We start from the raw sequence: 17,006 nt of genomic DNA on the forward strand, positions 1-17,006 counted from the left end.
TGTCTTAATCAAACAGGATCTTGGATAGCCGGCGGCGCGTGGCAACCACCCATTCATCCTCAAGGCCGGTCGCCTCAAAAATCTGCAACAGCTTGGCGCGCGCAGCCCCGTCATTCCATTCGCGGTCGGCCTTGACCATGTCCAGCAGCGTTTCGGCCGCTGCATCGCGTTCGCCCCTTGCAAAGGCTGCTTCGGCATAGGCCAGCTGTGCATCCATATCATCAGGCGCAGCGTCAGCAGCAGCTTTGAGCCCGGCAAGCTCGCCATCATCCACTTGTGTGCCAGCAAGCTCCACCGCGCTTCTCGCAGCCGCGATTGCGGGGTCGGCGGATAGCTTGGGATCGGCGCTGATCGCCTCGAGGACTTTGCTTGCCTCATCAACCTGATCCAATTGCACCAGTGCACGCACAAGCCCGGCATGGGCGGGCGCGTTGTCAGTTGCGAATTCGGTCACCTGCGCAAAGATACCGGCAGCACGCTGCGCGTCGCCTGCTCCCAGCGCTTCTTCGCCCATGGCGATGTATTGTTCAATTTCTTCTGCTGAAGGGCCCTGCGGGGCATCGCTCGCCGCCTCAGCAGTGATTGGCAGTTGTTCAAGCAATTGATCAAGCATCTGCTTGAACTGCGTTTCAGTGCGCGCGCTTGTCAGATCAGCGACCGGTTGACCCTGAAACATGGCATAGACAGTCGGTATCGATTTGACCTGAAACTGACCAGCGATGAACTGCTCTTCATCGACATTGAGTTTCGCCAGAACTACGCCCTTATCCGCATATTCGGCGGTCACTTTTTCCAGCATCGGGGCGAGCGCTTTGCACGGGCCGCACCATTCCGCCCAAAAGTCGAGGACGACAAGTTTCGTCTGCGAAGGTTCAACCACCTCTGTACGAAACCGTTCAACAGCTTTCTGCTCGTCAATATTAAGACCCATACTGGCCAATGCTCGTGCTCCTTTGGGCGATTGTGTCGTCACGCATGCTTGCGCGGATTGCTGGCTTCATCATGTGGGGTTTGCAGGCGGTTTGTGAAGCGTATTTCCTCGCTGAAGCCTTGGCCGCATAGGATCAAGCAATATTTGTGCTTGAAAGGTACGAGGAGCGCTGTTACTTGCGCCGCCTCCCCAGCAGAGATGTGCGAATTTCGCCAATCTGTGGAGACGTCAGTGAGCGGGCGTAGCTCAGGGGTAGAGCACAACCTTGCCAAGGTTGGGGTCGGGCGTTCGAATCGCCTCGCCCGCTCCATTTATCGAAGCCTGGCGGATGCTGATTTCCCGCCAAGCGGCTTTGCGACAATCAGTATTCTTCCGCTTCCCTCGCGAGTTTTCGGTACTCGTCATATTCCTTGAACGGAACCCAGTCGCGATCAAATCCGCGCGAAAACAGCCGCGCCCGGTGGAACACTAAGCCGACAAGCAGAAAGGCGATGGCTGCGATTGTCGGGACCGATTTAAAATCAGCATAGGATTGGCCGATCATGGCCTGAAATCCATGCGTAAAATGCGCCATAACGCTGACCAACTGCATGGCCGCTGCAAATAGCGGCCAGCGCCGATCGGCTTTCAACGCGATAGCGGTAAAGCCAGCCAGACCAATCGCGTCCGATGTTGCTGCGACAGCATCGACATCCTCAAAGCGAGGGTCGCCGAAAACTGAATACAAGGCGACTTGGGCGATGAACATTCCGGCGAGCGTGTAAACGCCTGCCCGTTCAGGTGCACCGCCCAGCAACCAAGCCAACATCAACACAGCGCCGTAAAACGCGAAGAATACGGCAACTGCGGGGATCGCGAGGTCTGGCAAATACATTTTTAACTGTCGCCCACAGCACGCAGATAAGGTGTCTCAAGCGAAGCAAAGTCCGGGCAAGTGAATGGCAAATCGGCTTTGGCAGCGTCTTTTTCCGACGAACTGTGCGCCAAAGTGAGGCTTTTGCGCAGTTCGGTAGCGCGCGAAAGAGCATCTGTCAGGTGTGCGATGGTCCGCTGGCTTTCAACGCCGGTCATGCCAGTTTCACGGCGCACTTGCGTGGCGTTTGCCAATTGGCCGGACAGGCTTTCGATCAATGTGTCGAGCTCAATCGTCATGGAATGGAACTCATCGCTCATGTGTTGAACAGTGGTGTGCAGGGTCATACTTCGTCTCCGATTGCGGTTACGAAGGCTGTTCAGCATGCCTTTCATCCAGAGCGTTAGCAATCACCAATGAACTGCCCACCAAGAGCAGCGCTGTGACAGCTATCATGACAATTGGTATCAATCGCCATGCCGACCCAAACTGGGCATCCCAAGCCTTCGGGCCGCTGCCGCGGAGGTCTTTCACAAAGTCTTTGAACTCAGGTGAAGTCCAAAACTGGTGGCTGACATCCGAAGGCAACGCCCGAGCCAGTTTTTGGACGACAGCCTCACCCAATTCGAGGTCTCCAAAGCCCCACGTGGGGTCTTTCACAAGCGCTCTGGCCATCACAAATTCGACGATGGCATCGTCAATCGTCTCCGCGCCCATTTTGATTTTCGCGCGAGTCAGATGCTTTTCAACCATGCTGGGGGATATCGCACCGCCAGCAACGCTGCGCCCAATCTCCTTGTTCGAAGGGGTGGGCCGGCGCGACTTAAGCTCAAGCACTTCTTTCTGGCGCGCGGATAGCGATGCAAGCATGCTTTTTGCATCTTCGCGGACGCCTTCGAGAGGATCAGCAAGTTCGGGTTCTAGGATTTCGGCCATGGTCATTACTATACGAAATTTCACGAATTATTCAAGCAACAGAATCGATCAAAACACTCGTCACTTGGGCAATTCAGAAGAATTAGCGAGGTTTAGTCTTTCCTTTTAAAATTCGCTTCCAATGAAGTCAAAGTAAAACGGATAAGTCGTTTGATTTACTAGAAAATTTTATCATCAATTTCGCGTGCCAGTGGTTCGCAGCAGTATTGAAGCACAGTCTCGCCAATCAATATGACGCGCCCGCAGAAGCGAAATCGGCCATTCCCGCGCTCTAGGCTGGAGCAAGCGAAGCACCGCAGGTAGCGCAGCCAGATTGCACCGAGCCCTTGGTTTTGCCGTCTGTCGGTGATCAGTGTGTCCTTCGTGCCGCAGGTACAGCGCCAGTTTGGCTTTAGCGCCCGCGCAAGCATGAAAAAGGCGTTAGCCCCCTTGCGCTGCGAACCCACCACGTTAGATGGATGATATATTATCACACGGATTTGACGGGAAGCTATAATGACTAGCCTCAAAGTAAATGGTGCCTCGCGCTTTGCGATTGCGACAGTATTTTTGGCCGCAATGGGCGCTACTCCCGCTCTTGCTAACGAGGAAAATGAAACGGGTGATGGTGCCGAAGGCCGTGACCGGATCATCGTCAGCGCAGAAGGATTAAAGGAGCTCGATTTCCTTGCTGGCAAATCGGTTGTCGATGAAGAGGACATTCAGCGCGATCTTAACGGACAGGTCGGCGAAGTGCTGGCCAAATTGCCCGGTGTTTCGGCCAGCGGTTTTGCCCCCGGCGCATCGCGGCCAATTCTGCGCGGATTTGACGGGGAGCGTGTGCGTGTCTTGATCGATGGGCTGGGCACCGCAGATGTGTCCAACACATCAGCAGATCATGCCGTCACTGCCGAACCGCTTACCATTGAACGGATCGAAGTTCTGCGCGGGCCTGCGTCTTTACTTTACGGTAGCCAGGCAATCGGCGGCGTCGTCAATGTGATCGACAAACGCATCCCGCGCGAAGTGCCCGAAAACGGGTTCAGTGTTGATGCCCTTGCCGCCGCAGACACTGCAACCGATCTCATATCAGGCGGCGCATCTGTGGATTTCGCTGTCAGTCCCAACCTGGTGCTGCATGTCGATGGCAGTTGGCGCGATACGGGCAATGTCTCCATTCCCGGTTTTCAACTGACCGATGATTTGCGTGCTGATCTGCTCGCAGATGCCGCCGAAGAGGAAGAAGAAGGCGAATTCGAAGAAGCCGAAGAACTGCGCGAAACCGCCGATCAACGCGGGTTCCTGCCCAATAGCGGGACCGAAACCTGGACGGTCAATGGCGGGTTTACCGCCTTCCTCGGCGAACACAGCATTGGGGCCTCTGTCGGCTATTACGATACCTTTTACGGCTTGATTGGCCGTCCGGGCGGTGAACATGCGCACGGCGAAGAAGGTGAAGAAGAAGGCGAAGAGGAAGAGGGCGAAGAAATCGTCTCAATCGGCCTTGAGCAATTCCGTGCCGACATGCGCGCTGAAATCGTGCTGGGCGGCGGGTTCTTCTCTGCATTGAATGTGCGTGCAGGCTATTCCGATTACACGCACACCGAATTTGAAGGCGATGAAGTTGGCACCGTTTTCGACACCGAAAGTTTCGAAGCGCGTGCTGAACTGATCCAGCGCGAAGGCGGCGTTATTGGCGCGCAATACACCGCGCGCGATTTTTCCGCCGTGGGCGAAGAAGCGTTCGTGCCGCCCAATTTCACAACTCAATTTGCGGTGTTCACGGTGCAGGAATTTGACCTTGGCGGCGTGCAGATCGAGGCAGCGGGGCGCTATGAGCATGTCGATGTCAGCTCTGATGCCCTTGCGCTCGATCGTGATTTTGACCTGTTCTCCGGCGCATTGTCCGCCATCCTCGTTACCGAAGGAGGCACCCGCTTTGGCCTGACCGGTTCGCGCGCCGAACGCGCGCCCGCTGGTGAAGAGCTGTTCGCCAATGGCCCGCATATTGCAACGCAGGCGTTTGAAATTGGCGATCCCGATCTCGACACCGAAAGCGCCTGGGGACTGGAAGCGTTCGTAAGCGCAGGCCTTGGTGATACCCGGTTTAATCTTGCGGTGTTCTATCAGTCATTTGATGAATTCATTTTCCTGTCGCCCACAGGCGATGAAGAAGATGATTTGCCCGTGTTCCAGATCCTTCAGGAAGATGCGTCCTTCTTTGGGTTTGAGGCCGATTTGATCGTTCCGCTGGTTCAGCAGGACACGTTTGCCCTAACCGCCGATTTGCGGGCTGAATATGTTTCGGCTGATCTCCATGGCGATCCGGCGATGGGCGGGACAGATGGGTCTGTCCCGCGTTTGCCGCCGTTCAGCCTGCTGGCCGCGCTTGATGCGGAAATGGGCGCGTTTGGCGTGCGCGGCGAAGTGGAATGGTTTGCCGAGCAGAACGATGTGGCCGCGTTTGAGACCACCACTGATGCGTTCACTCTCGTGAACCTTGGCGCGTCCTGGCAGCCGATCCCCACCAATGACAGTGTGACTGTGCTGGTGAGCGCGGACAACATCTTTGATGTGACCGGCCGCCGTCACACCAGCTTTACCAAGGATTTTGTGCCTTTGCCTGGACGCAATTTCCGCGCAAGCGTGCGGTTCAGTTTCTAATAGCGGACATCGCTTCTCAAGTTCCCAAGCGACCCGGGAGCAGGGCGGCCATTCATCCCCCCGGAATGGCCGCCCTTTTTTCGCCTAGTTCTCTAACGCAAAAGTCAGATCGGCGTGTTCTTCGAGGCGCTTGACCAGCGCTTCACCCAGAAACGCGCCAGGTGTGCCAACGCCGCCTTCTGCTTTGCTTTCCAGCAGCGCCATGCCTGTTTCTGCGATCATGCGGCTGGTTGATCCATAGCCCGGATCATGTTTGCCTTTGACTCCGTAATGCAGGTTTTCACCATCCGCGCCTTCGGCGACAAACAGCACATCATAAAAGCCGTTTTCGCGTTCTTCCTTGGATGGGCCTTCACCCGGCTTGGGTGGTTTTGAACCGAACGGGTTTTTCATCATGTCAGCCGCCGCCTCGGCCATTTTCTTGCCCGCTTCGCCGGGGCTGGTCAGCATCATTTCATCATACTGGAAATCCTCACCATAAGGATGGCCAAGCAGGAAATTGGTGCGGTGCACGTTTTTGGTGTTGATTGGCGCCATCACGAACGGCGCGGCCCATTTGTCGAGGTCTTTTTCATATTGCGGCACCATGCCGCTCGGCTGGCTTGGCCCGTCAAAGCCCGGTGTCAGCGCAAAGGGGCTGGCAAGCGTTTTGAAGATCGAGGGGTTTTTCGCCGCCGCTTTCATCGTTGCCGTCAGGCTGGCTGCGGTGCCGCCTGAAAATGTGCCGGCCATTGCCCGCACGCGCCCGCGCACGCGGTTTGCTGGCGCACCAAAGCGTTTTGCCGCTTCCTTTTGCGTCATCATGACGCCCAGATCGAAGGGGATGCTGTCGAACCCGCTGGAAAAGCAGATGCGCGCGCCGGACGCTTTGGCGGCATCCTGATGCTGAGCGATCTTGTCCGCCATCCATGCAGGTTCTCCGCACAGATCGGTATAATCGGTGCCCGTGGTTACGCAGGCCTGCACCAGCTTATCGCCGTAAAGCTGGTAGGGGCCGACCGTAGTAATGACGACGCGTGTGCGCTCGCACATGGCTTCGAGTTCGCCCAAGTCGTCGGCGTTAGCCACCACCAGCGGCGTATCAGCAGGCGCGCCAATTTCGGCGCGCACTGCTTCCAGCTTATCCGCCGAACGCCCGGCCATCGCCCATTTGGGCGCGTTGCCCGATGCGCCGTAGTGGTTGTGCAGATATTCAGCGACCAGCCGCCCGGTATAGCCGGTTGCGCCATATACGATGATGTCGAATTCAGTGTCTGCCATTGTGTGTCTCCTTTGCCTCTCCCATGCGCGCGGAGCAGGCCTGTGTCAAAGCCCGATCTGCCGCTGCCACAAGCACTCGGTTCATCGTGCGTGAGGAACACATGGACCGCATGTTACACGGTCCAGAGGGTAAAACCGCCATTGCGTCACTCTTGCCCCAAAACCGTCACCAATTTGCGCAAAGCGTCACTGTAGCCGCGCGCTGTGTCACCCAAAACGGCCAACATGCCACCGTAGTGCGGCGCACTGAGCCGCTTTTGAAGCGCACACCTTGCCCCTTGTGCCGAGACCACAAACACGCCCGACAAGAGAGCCAACACAGGAGAGATTTCAGCATTCATCCGCGCGTTTAAAGCAAAATCCGGTTCTGTAGGAAAATGCGCGGCGCAAAAATCCCTCAACCCATCGCGTTTTCAGAACCGCCTGCCATCAATATTATTCACATTACCTAATATTAGTCCGTTTTTAGTAAACGCGTAAATTAAAGTCGTATCCGTACAAATATTTATTCGAAAAGGCGTCTATCTATCCAAATCATAGACGGGTCGCATAGTCTGTTTCTTAAATGAATAAGGATAAAGCGATGCCTCTTAACAATGACCGTAGAATAGAAGCCAAGCGTTTCCGTGAACATGCTGCGGAACTCGCCTTTAATCGCGCCCACCCCGAACACAAAGCCAATGGCGATGAACAGGCCTTTGCCTCGTCCAAGTATTTGATGAGCTTTACCAAGGGGCTTGATCACTGCAAGATCACCGGGCTGATTATAGATAAGAACCATTTCGAGGCGTTCCGCCATGCCATCGACGTGGGCGAAATCGAGGCATTCACCACCCGCGTTTGCGTTCCGATGGAGCAGCCGCGCCGTCTGTGGGAAGCGCCCACAGCAGGTCTGGTCTTCGATTTGGAAGGGCCCGATGCGCAAGCTGTCACCATGGCACCTGCGCCGCGTCTTGGCAGCGATGAACTGACTTTCGAAATGGCGGAGGTTTATGAACTGGCGCTGGTGCGCGATGTGCCTTTTGCGCAGTTTGACGACCATGGCGATGCGCCTGATCTCACAGCGTCCATCGACCAGTTAAACGCTATGGAATACATCCAGCATGTGTCTGATTGCTGTGAATTTGAAGGCCGCCCGCGCAAACTGGGCAGCGGCAACGCCTTGGATGCGCAAACCATCTTTCGCGGATCTTCTCCCGGCTCTGATAAAGGCCCCTATCTCTCCGCCTTCATGTTGATGGGCAATGCGGATCGGACGGGCAATCGCGACGTTCTCGATGGCTATATTGGGTACGGCGCGCAGAGCGTGGATCAGCGAGTGCCCGCAGCGCCTGTGCGCGATGATTACATGATCGACTTTGGCGATTGGCTCGAAGTGCAACAGGGTTACGGCGTGACCGCATCTGATGGTTCGCCATCGGGGCAGGCATTGAGGGGAGCGACACGCCGCTTCATTCACACACCGCGCGATCTGGCGACCTATGTGCATTTTGATGCACTGTATCAGGCTTATCTCAATGCGTGTCTTATTCTGTGGTCTGCGGGCACAGCAACCGATCCGGCGTTTGACAATCTGTCGGGTGGCAGCGGCTTCAGCGTGCTGACCAATGCGGCAACTGGCGATATGAAAACCAGCAATGCAGGCGGATTTGCGCTGTATGGCGGGCCGCATATCCTGACGCTGGTCACAGAAGTGGCAACGCGCGCATTGAAAGCGGTGCGTTATCAAAAATTCAACAATCACATACGCTTGCGCCCCGAGGCTTTGGCAGGCCGATTGGAAAAAGCGTGCGAGATTGAAAGCGCTTATCCCAGCGTTTGCGGCGCGCTGACGGGCACGCTTGCAGGATTGAACCCGACAGCGGCCGCTATCCGCACGCATAACAGCGCCATCGGCGGCAAAGGCAAGGACACCGACACGATCCTCTTGCCTATGACCTTTGCCGAAGGGTCACCCATGCACCCCGCTTATGGCGCAGGCCATGCAACGGTCGCGGGCGCGTGTGTCACTGTGCTCAAGGCGTTTTTCGACACATCGGCCATTCTGGTCCAGATCGACACCACGCAAAACGGCGACACCACCAGCGAAACAGGATTTTTCACCGCAGAACAGATCGCGGGCAAGACGGCGGCCCAGAAGGGGACGAAATTTGCGGTGAAATACATCAAGATCGTCACCGATGAGACGGGCGAAAATCTGGTGGCGCATCAGATCGAATGCCCGCTGACACTCGAAGGGGAATTGAACAAGCTGGCCGCGAACATATCCATCGGGCGCAATATGGCCGGCGTTCATTACTTCACCGATTATTACGACAGCGTGCGAATGGGAGAAGAGATCGCGATTGGCATGCTGGAAGAGCAAGCCATTGGCTATCCCACCGATCCCTTTGTGATGTCAGTGCCAACATTTGATGGCCCCGTTGAACGGATCGGAGTGCGTTAAAAGGCGGCGTGCTGAATTGGCTTTTTCTGTTGCGACTATGCCCAGTGAAGCACGCCCCTACAACCCCGGCCCTATAACCGAGGGAGCGTCACGCCTTTTTGGCCCATATATTTGCCCGCGCGGTCGGCATAGGTCACTTCGGGGCGTTCATTGCCTTGTAGGAACAGGAACTGGCACGCGCCTTCATTGGCGTAGATTTTGGCAGGCAGCGGAGTTGTGTTTGAAAATTCCAGCGTCACATGACCTTCCCAGCCCGGCTCCAGCGGAGTGACATTCACAATGATGCCGCAGCGCGCATAGGTTGATTTGCCAAGACAGATCACCAGCACATCTTCGGGAACGCGGAAATATTCGACCGTGCGTGCCAGGGCAAAGGAATTGGGCGGGATGATGCACACATCGGTTTCGCGGTCGACCAGGCTGCCGGCATCAAACGCTTTGGGATCAACGGTGGCTGAGTTTACATTGGTGAAAATCTTGAATTCGGGCGCGACGCGCGCGTCATAGCCGAAGGAGGACAGGCCATAGGAAATCACCCCTTCGCGGCGCTGCGCTTCCACGAAAGGTTCGATCATGCCGTGGTTCTGCGCGCGGTCGCGAATCCATTTGTCTGAAAGAATTGCCATGAGGACACGTTCTCGCAAGGCGCGGCTTAGGGCAAGATGCGGGAGGAACTTTGTTGGGGGTGTCTCGGCGCATTGGCGCTGACACGCTTTACTCTGCGCGCTCTTTCAAACGGTAAAGCACTACGCGTTCGGCGCCCGGCCCGCCTTCTTCATATTCGCCCATGACAGCAATCAGCCCGCCGCGCGCTGCAATGGCTTTGCCAAACCTGCCATAGGCCGGGCCGCTTTCGTGTGCATATCGCAGCAATTGTTCGCCGGTCCGTTCATCAAAGACGATAAAGCCGCCCTGGTTTTTCTGCGCCCCTGACCAATCGGGAAGGCCTGATATCAGATATGGCCCATCCGCGCTGATCGCATTGCCAAGGCCCCAGCCTTCTTTGCCGGCACCGATATCGGTTAAAGTCTCGGGTGCTCCGGTATCAGACAAAGTGTATTCAAGCGCCCCTGTTGCCAGATTGAAGGCGTGCAGCTTGCCCACCGGCCAGTTTATATCGCCGCCGCTCGCTGCGCCTTCGGGATCGAGTTTTATCTCATCCAGCCCGGTTACAAACAGGCGTTCCTGCGACATCGCAAGACCAGCGCCAAACAGGCTGGCTTTGGGTGATCCGGGTGATGTGAGGCGGTGAAGCAGCGATCCATCGCGCGCATCAAAAATATAAACGATGCCCTTGGCGTAAAGGCCGCCGCGTCCTGTCCGGCCATTGGCTGCCACCGCGATATATCGGTCATTCATTGCCACGCTGCGGCCAAAGACGCTGCGTCTTGGTTTGCCAAGCCTGGGATCGGGCAGGTCAGGCTCGTCAATCGTCAGCAGCACTTTGCCGGTCGCTGCATCAAACACCCAGGCAGTGGAGATATTGTCATTGGTCTGCGGGACAGCAGCAAGAATGCGGCTCCCCACAAGCGCAATTCCGGTGCTGGCGAAGTAATATGATGCGGCGGCGCGCGGGTTTCTGATGCGGTGCAGCAGTTTGAGAGTGGCCGTGTCATAGACCAGCAATTCACCCCCGCGCCCAAATTGCGCTTTCCCGCTGATCGCGGTGACTGTGAAGCGCGCATTGGCAGCGATATTGTCGCCCAGCCCTTCAAACGCTTCGCCGTCAGGATGCTGGATCACCGCGCCCGGCCTGCCGTCGCGGGTGCCGAATGAACGCACGATTTCGTGATCCCGTGTTCCTTTGGGCACCATGGCATCGATGAAGACTGTCTCGGGTGTAATCGCGATAGTCGGGTCTATTTTTCGCTTGGAGCCATAGGGGCCGCCAGTGATGGTCCAGACCTCTTCCAGCTCTAGCCTATCGGCCTCCGCTTCGGCATTTTGCGCAGCAAGGGGGAGCGCGGGCGAAAGCCCAAAAGCGAGCGCCGCAGCCGCAGCCAAGGCAGAAGCAGAGACAGAGGCAGGGGCAAAACGTATCGTCAAATCGCCTTTGCGCCCAATTTGGGGTTCAGCGCGGTGATATGGTTCAGCCACTTTTTCGGGCGGCGCAGCATCTTTTTGGGATATTCGACTTTGAGTCCCAAAAGCTCGCCCATGCGGCCCACGAAATGGATGCAATTGCGCGTGTCGAGGTCGTAATACTTGCCCGGCGCGTTCTGCCATTTCTTCACCTCGGCAATGATCCGGCGGTATTGCGCATCGGTGATTGTCATGGAGAAATGACGATTGGTCTTCTTCACATTCTTATCGCTTTCCGCCAGCACCATATGTTCAACCGGGCCATTGAGCACAGACATATTCGCCTTGCGCGCGGAAAAGCCGTAATTTTCCTTTATCACCTCGCCCGTGGCATCAAGCGTCCCTTCGAGCACGATGAATGTGTGCGGATAGCGGCCAAACAGGACAGAGCCGTTAAAGCTGTGAAAATGGATCTGGACAGCGGCAAAGGCGGTCCCGCTCCAGGTGAGCGCAAACAAAGTGACGAGCAAAGTGGCCGCATGGCGAAGGCGTTGGGTCATGGCGGAGCGTTTACCGCGCTAACGTTTGCTCGCCAAGGGGTCAGCTTGCTAACAGGCTCGCATTGCCGCCAGCTGCGGTTGTGTCGACACAGGCCACCCGTTCGGTCGCGAACCGGGCAAGGTAATGCGGGCCGCCCGCTTTGGGGCCAGTGCCTGATAAGCCTTCGCCGCCAAAAGGCTGACTTTCCACGATCGCGCCGATCTGGTTGCGGTTGACGTAGAAATTGCCGACCCGCGCGCGCCTTTGCACAAATCGGCGCGTGGCAGCGATCCGGCTGTGGAGGCCCAAAGTGAGCCCATATCCGCAGGCATTGATATCATCGATCACTGCGCCCAGCTGATCGCCTGTAAAGCGCGCCACATGCAGGACAGGGCCGAAATTTTCGCGCTTCAGATCCAGAATGCCGTCAATCTCGATTATGGTGGGCGCGACAAAGCAGCTTTGGCCATAAGCGTGAACAGGGTCAGATCCATGTGCATGGCGCCAGATCGTGCGGCCTGATTGCTGGCGCCGGGCGATATGGCGTTCAAGCGCGGCCTGCGCGTCTTCATCAATCACAGGGCCGACATCGGTGGAAAGCTGCGCAGGATCGCCAACCGATAGCGCCTCAAACCCGCCGCGGATCATCGCGAACATATCGTCATAGACATCATCTTGAACATAGAGCACGCGCAGCGCCGAACAGCGCTGGCCGGCTGATTGAAACGCGCTTGCCAGCACATCGCGCACGACCTGTTCGGGCAAAGCTGAACTGTCGACAATCATCGCGTTCTGCCCGCCTGTTTCCGCAATCAGTGTAGCAATCGGCCCATCGCTCGCGGCCAGTGTCTGGTTGATTGCCCGCGCCGTTTGCGTGGAGCCTGTGAAAGCGACGCCTGCAAGGCGCGGATCGGCGGTGATCATTTGTCCAACATCGCCTGCGCCTGGCATCAGTTGCAAGGCTTCTGGCGGGATGCCTGCCTTGTGGCACAATTCGACCGCAAAGGCGGCGATCAGCGGAGTTTGTTCAGCAGGCTTTGCAATCACGGTGTTGCCCGCTGCCAGCGCTGCCGACATCATGCCTGTGAAAATCGCAAGCGGGAAATTCCACGGAGATATCGCCGCAAACACGCCGCGCCCATGCAGGCTCAATGTGTTTTCCTCGCCCGTCGGGCCGGGCAGTATCACCGGGGCGGCAAATTGGCGGCGCGCCTCTGCAGCGTAATAGCGCAGAAAATCGACCGCTTCGCGCAATTCGGCAACGCCGTCGACCAGCGTCTTGCCTGCCTCGCGCGTGCACAGCGACAGAAATTCTGCTGTGTGCGCTTCGTAAAGATTGGCCGCTTCTTCAAGCAGCACCGCGCGTTTTTCGCCGCCTAACGCGTCCCATCCGGGTTGAATTTCAGCAGCGCGCGCAAAGGCTGCCTCCACTTCCGCCTGCGTCGCATCGCGGCGCGTGCCGACTGCCGCTGCGCGATCATGCGGCATCGTGATGGGGGCAATTTCGCCCGGATCAGCTTCGCAAAATGTGGGGGCGGCATGCCACTGGCGCGTGGCCAGCGCATCAAGCTGCGCCTGCAAAGGGGCTGTCACCAGCGGATCAGATAGGTCCACGCCTGCTGAATTCACCCGGTCTGCAAAGATATCGCATGGCAGGGGGATCGCCGGATTGCGGCGCGGGGCAAGCGCGTCAAGCTCTTCCACCGGATCGCTCACCAAGTCCTGAGCGGGTGTCCCTGCATCGCCCATCCGGTTGACGAAACTGGTATTGGCTCCGTTTTCAAGCAGGCGGCGCACCAGATAGGCGAGCAATTCCTTGTGTCCGCCAACAGGCGCATAAATTCGCACTGGGGTGGGCGCGCTGCCTTCAAGTTTGCGCAGCGCATCATACACTTCTTCGCCCATGCCGTGCAGGCGCTGAAACTCGAATGGTTTGCCGCCGCTCATCTGTTTTACCGCCGCAATCGTGTATGCATTATGCGTGGCAAAGGCGGGGCGGATTGCATCGTCATGCTCAAACAAGCGCGCTGCGCAAGCAAGGTAGGATACATCGGTGGCAAGCTTGCGCGTGAAGACGGGATAATCGGTAAAGCCGCCAACCTGCGCCAGCTTGATCTCCGCATCCCAATAGGCGCCTTTTACCAGCCGCACGAACAGTTTGCGCCCATGACGGCGAGCCAATTTCGCGGCCCAATCGCACAATGGCACGCCGCGTTTCTGATAGGCCTGCAGCGCCAGGCCAAACCCATCCCAGCGCGAACCATCGGCGCGAGTGAACAGGGTGTCGTCTGCAACCAGTGCCTCGATTATATCAAGGCTGAGTTCCAGCCGCTCTGCCTCTTCGGCATCAATGGTGAAATGAATGTCGGCATCGCGGGCCTTGATCGCCAGATCGCGGACCACAGGCACAATATCGGCGCGCGCCTCGCCCGCGTGCAGAAAGGTGTATTTTGGGTGAAGCGCGGACAGTTTCACCGAAATGCCCGGTGATGGGCCAACGCCGCCTTTGGCCTCTTTCGCCAGTCGATCAAGCGCGCCCTCATAAGCAGCGCGATATTTGGCCGCATCGGCGAATGTCATCGCCGCCTCGCCCAGCATATCGAATGAATGGGTCAGCCCTTTGGCGCGCTGCGGTGCGGCGCGTTTCAAAGCCTCTTCGATTGAGCGGCCATAGACAAACTGTCCGCCCAAAATGCGCATGGCCTGCAATGTGGCGGTGCGGATGACGGGTTCGCCCATGCGGTTCATTGCCCGTTTGAGCGCTGGCCCCATGCCTTTCTGCTTTTCTTCGGGCGGATCGAGCACTTCGCCTGTCAGCATCAGCGAAAAAGTCGCCGCATTGACAAAAGTTGAGCTGCTTTCGCCCAGATGTTCGCCCCAATCGATATCGCCAATTTTGTCGCGGATCAGCGCGTCAGCGGTCTCGGCATCGGGTACGCGCAACAACGCTTCGGCCAAGCACATCAGCGCAATGCCTTCTTCGGTGTCGAGACCGAATTGCTGGAGGAAAGCATCAATGCCGCTCGCTTTCTGTCGGCGCGCGCCCTCAATCAGATCAATCGCAAGCGCGGCCGCGCCGGCGCTGACCCGGCGTGCGGGCGCTGCCTGTTCGAGACGCTCGGCAATGCAGGTGTCTTCGTCGGCGCGATAGGCCCGGCGCAGGGCTGCGCGGTCAATCTGGTGGGTGGAGCCGGATGGCAAATCGGGCGTGGTCACAGGCGTGCATGATCCTTTGCTGGCGCGACTCGAATAGTTGCAATTGCAACTTGCGCCTCACCGCGTGCCGGATCAAGCCTTACGCACCTTGATAGCGCATCACTGGCTGGCTAGACGGTACACGCATCGAGGAAGCGAAAAGGAGCGTACAAGCCATGCCCATGTTCTGCTTTCACTGCCGCGATGGTGAAATGGGCGCGAAATTGCGCATGGTCCACCGCGCCGCGCATCTCGATTATGTTGCCAGCCTCGAAGACAAATACGCCGTGGGCGGGCCGTTGAAACGCGGCGGTGAAATGATCGGTTCGCTGCTTGTTATCAAAGCCAAAGACGAAGCCGCAGCGCGCGCCATTTTCGAAGCAGACCCCTATTACACCGGCGGCGTGTGGCAAGCGATCAGAGTGGACGAATTTGAACCGCTCAAAGGCGATTGGGCAAAGCGGATTGGGTAGGCAGAACCTGCGCGCCGTTACAATATGCGCCGCGCCACTGCATCCAGTTTGGCAACCAGCGCGGGATCATGTTCGCTGGGCGCGGTGATGACGGCATCATCAAGAGCGGTATCAATCGGGGAGGCTTTGCGCTTTTTGGGCAGGCTGGCCACGAATTTGCCAACCATTTCGCGCGCCAATGCGCCGTTCTCGCTCATCTGCGCGATGACCTGCGCGACATCGACCGCGTCGCCTTCTCGCCAGCAATCATAATCTGTCACCATGCCGACCAGCGCATAAGGCAGCTCTGCCTCGCGGGCGAGCTTGGCCTCGGGCATGGCGGTCATCCCGATAATGTCTGCGCCCCATTGGCGGTACATCCGGCTTTCCGCGCGGCTGGAAAATTGCGGGCCTTCCATGGCAAGATACGTCGCGCCGGTGGCCACTTTGCCTTTGCACGCCGTAATCGCTTTTGCTGCCATTTCAGACAGGCGCGGGCAGACGGGATCAGCCATGGAAACATGCGCGACAAAGCCGCTGGTGAAAAAGGTGGAAGCGCGGTGCACGGTGCGATCAATGAATTGTTCGGCAATGGCAAAGCGGCCCGGCTCAATCGCCTCTCGCAGCGAACCTACCGCAGAAATCGCCAGAATATCGGTGCAGCCAGCGCGTTTGAGCGCATCAATATTGGCGCGCGCATTCAGATCTGTCGGGCTGATCGGATGGCCTCTGCCATGGCGAGGGAGAAACCGCACTTTCACCCCGTTCAAAGTGCCGCATAAAATCTCGTCGGACGGATCGCCCCAAGGCGTTTCAATCGCGATCCATTGTTCATCCTCAAGGCCCTCTATCTCGTAGAGCCCTGAGCCGCCAATGATCCCGATGCACCAGTCGCTCGCCATGGTTATCCCGCGTGCCTTCAATCTGTATCTATTGAGTTAAACAGCAGCGCTTTATGCTAGGACAAAGCGTTCGGGCAAGGCTTTGCGGATAAACCTGTCTGCCATCGCATAGGGTTGAGCGATTGCCGGGCGCGCGCTTAGCCTTTCGAAATATTCCTTGAATGCAGGCCAATTATCAAGCGGGGTTTCGATCACAAGGCTTGCCTGCATAAAACACGACACCACCGCGATATCGGCAATCGAAAACGCATCCCCTGCCAAATATTGCGCGCCGGTCAGCGATCCTTCGAGGTGATCAAGGACGGGCGGCATCTGCTCTTCCCACGCCTTTTTGGCGGCGGCCACATCTGGCTCAGCGCCTTTCATAATCGCGAAAAAGATCGGGCGGAAAATGCCCAGACCAACCGCTGCGGCCAGCGCGGTGTCGCCATATTCTTCGAAAAACAGCGCGCGGCCATGGGCGAACGGTTCTGCGGGATAAAGCGGGGCGGCGGGGTGCTTTTTCTCAATATAGCCTGAAATCGCGCTGGAATCGGCGATTGTCCCGCCAATGCCTTCGCTGGCGATGGACCGGTCGCGCATCACTGGGATGCGTTTCATCGGGGAGATTTCGGTGAACCAGCTGGGCGGATTGAACACATCGACCGCTTCAATTTCAAACGGCACATCCTTTTCAAGGCAAACACCAGCCACTTTGCGCATGAAAGGCGAAACGGGGCTGCCGTAAAAGACGAGATCGGCTTTATTTCCCGGCATGGGGCTATCTGACATATCTGCGGTTCTCCTGCTGACGCGTGCCATACGCTGCCATGACAATAGCGCAACC

The 17,006-nt window shown here is 57.4% G+C and carries 14 protein-coding genes and 1 tRNA gene; 4 read left to right on the forward strand and 11 right to left on the reverse strand.

Annotated elements, in window-relative coordinates; translation table 11 throughout:
• Positions 1-4: 4 nt before the first annotated feature.
• The gene (locus AC0V6W_RS09885) at positions 5-931 is read right to left on the reverse strand and encodes a tetratricopeptide repeat protein (protein WP_486151552.1); all 927 of its coding nucleotides are present in this window, start codon (positions 929-931) and stop codon (positions 5-7) included.
• Positions 932-1,166: 235 nt separating this feature from the next.
• On the opposite strand from AC0V6W_RS09885, the gene AC0V6W_RS09890 reads away from it, so the two are divergent.
• Positions 1,167-1,241, forward strand: a tRNA-Gly gene (locus tag AC0V6W_RS09890).
• A 51-nt stretch (positions 1,242-1,292) separates the two neighbouring features.
• On the opposite strand, the gene AC0V6W_RS09895 is transcribed toward AC0V6W_RS09890, so the two are convergent.
• From AC0V6W_RS09895 to AC0V6W_RS09905, 3 genes are read right to left on the reverse strand one after another with little or no spacing between them, the layout of a single operon-like run.
• The gene (locus AC0V6W_RS09895; RefSeq protein ID WP_486149547.1) at positions 1,293-1,805 is read right to left on the reverse strand and encodes a hypothetical protein; all 513 of its coding nucleotides are present in this window, start codon (positions 1,803-1,805) and stop codon (positions 1,293-1,295) included.
• Positions 1,806-1,807: 2 nt separating this feature from the next.
• The gene (locus AC0V6W_RS09900) at positions 1,808-2,104 is read right to left on the reverse strand and encodes a hypothetical protein (protein WP_486149549.1); all 297 of its coding nucleotides are present in this window, start codon (positions 2,102-2,104) and stop codon (positions 1,808-1,810) included.
• A gap of 46 nt (positions 2,105-2,150) precedes the next feature.
• Positions 2,151-2,726 (reverse strand): hypothetical protein, encoded by a 576-nt coding sequence (locus AC0V6W_RS09905; protein ID WP_486149551.1) that lies wholly within the window; start codon positions 2,724-2,726, stop codon positions 2,151-2,153.
• A 552-nt stretch (positions 2,727-3,278) separates the two neighbouring features.
• On the opposite strand from AC0V6W_RS09905, the gene AC0V6W_RS09910 reads away from it, so the two are divergent.
• Positions 3,279-5,363 carry a TonB-dependent receptor gene (locus AC0V6W_RS09910; RefSeq protein WP_486149553.1) on the forward strand — a complete coding sequence of 695 codons (2,085 nt, stop codon included), beginning with the start codon at positions 3,279-3,281 and terminating at the stop codon, positions 5,361-5,363.
• A gap of 84 nt (positions 5,364-5,447) precedes the next feature.
• Here AC0V6W_RS09910 and AC0V6W_RS09915 read toward each other — a convergent pair whose 3' ends face one another.
• Positions 5,448-6,623 carry a saccharopine dehydrogenase family protein gene (locus AC0V6W_RS09915; protein ID WP_486149555.1) on the reverse strand — a complete coding sequence of 392 codons (1,176 nt, stop codon included), beginning with the start codon at positions 6,621-6,623 and terminating at the stop codon, positions 5,448-5,450.
• Positions 6,624-7,206: 583 nt separating this feature from the next.
• Here AC0V6W_RS09915 and AC0V6W_RS09920 point away from each other — a divergent pair.
• On the forward strand, positions 7,207-9,069 hold the full coding sequence (locus AC0V6W_RS09920; RefSeq protein WP_486149557.1) for a vanadium-dependent haloperoxidase: 1,863 nt from the start codon (positions 7,207-7,209) through the stop codon (positions 9,067-9,069).
• 71 nt (positions 9,070-9,140) lie between these two features.
• On the opposite strand, the gene dcd is transcribed toward AC0V6W_RS09920, so the two are convergent.
• The 4 genes from dcd to putA form a co-directional block, all read right to left on the reverse strand.
• Positions 9,141-9,695 (reverse strand): dCTP deaminase, encoded by a 555-nt coding sequence (gene dcd, locus AC0V6W_RS09925; RefSeq protein ID WP_486149559.1) that lies wholly within the window; start codon positions 9,693-9,695, stop codon positions 9,141-9,143.
• An 88-nt stretch (positions 9,696-9,783) separates the two neighbouring features.
• Complete coding sequence (locus AC0V6W_RS09930; protein WP_486149561.1) at positions 9,784-11,166, reverse strand: YncE family protein; 1,383 nt, start codon at positions 11,164-11,166, stop codon at positions 9,784-9,786.
• A complete protein-coding gene (locus AC0V6W_RS09935) occupies positions 11,112-11,651 on the reverse strand; it encodes a hypothetical protein (protein ID WP_486149563.1) in 540 nt (179 codons plus the stop codon). The genes AC0V6W_RS09930 and AC0V6W_RS09935 overlap by 55 nt, the downstream gene beginning before the upstream one ends.
• A gap of 40 nt (positions 11,652-11,691) precedes the next feature.
• On the reverse strand, positions 11,692-14,847 hold the full coding sequence (gene putA, locus AC0V6W_RS09940; RefSeq protein WP_486149565.1) for a bifunctional proline dehydrogenase/L-glutamate gamma-semialdehyde dehydrogenase PutA: 3,156 nt from the start codon (positions 14,845-14,847) through the stop codon (positions 11,692-11,694).
• Positions 14,848-15,002: 155 nt separating this feature from the next.
• On the opposite strand from putA, the gene AC0V6W_RS09945 reads away from it, so the two are divergent.
• Positions 15,003-15,299: a YciI family protein gene (locus AC0V6W_RS09945; RefSeq protein ID WP_486149567.1), complete on the forward strand. Its 297-nt coding sequence runs from the start codon at positions 15,003-15,005 to the stop codon at positions 15,297-15,299.
• 17 nt (positions 15,300-15,316) lie between these two features.
• Here AC0V6W_RS09945 and mtnP read toward each other — a convergent pair whose 3' ends face one another.
• A complete protein-coding gene (gene mtnP / locus AC0V6W_RS09950; protein WP_486149569.1) occupies positions 15,317-16,180 on the reverse strand; it encodes an S-methyl-5'-thioadenosine phosphorylase in 864 nt (287 codons plus the stop codon).
• A 51-nt stretch (positions 16,181-16,231) separates the two neighbouring features.
• The gene (locus AC0V6W_RS09955) at positions 16,232-16,951 is read right to left on the reverse strand and encodes a glutathione S-transferase family protein (RefSeq protein ID WP_486149571.1); all 720 of its coding nucleotides are present in this window, start codon (positions 16,949-16,951) and stop codon (positions 16,232-16,234) included.
• Positions 16,952-17,006: the final 55 nt, after the last annotated feature.

It is taken from the genome of Erythrobacter sp. JB1-7 (genome assembly GCF_057365015.1).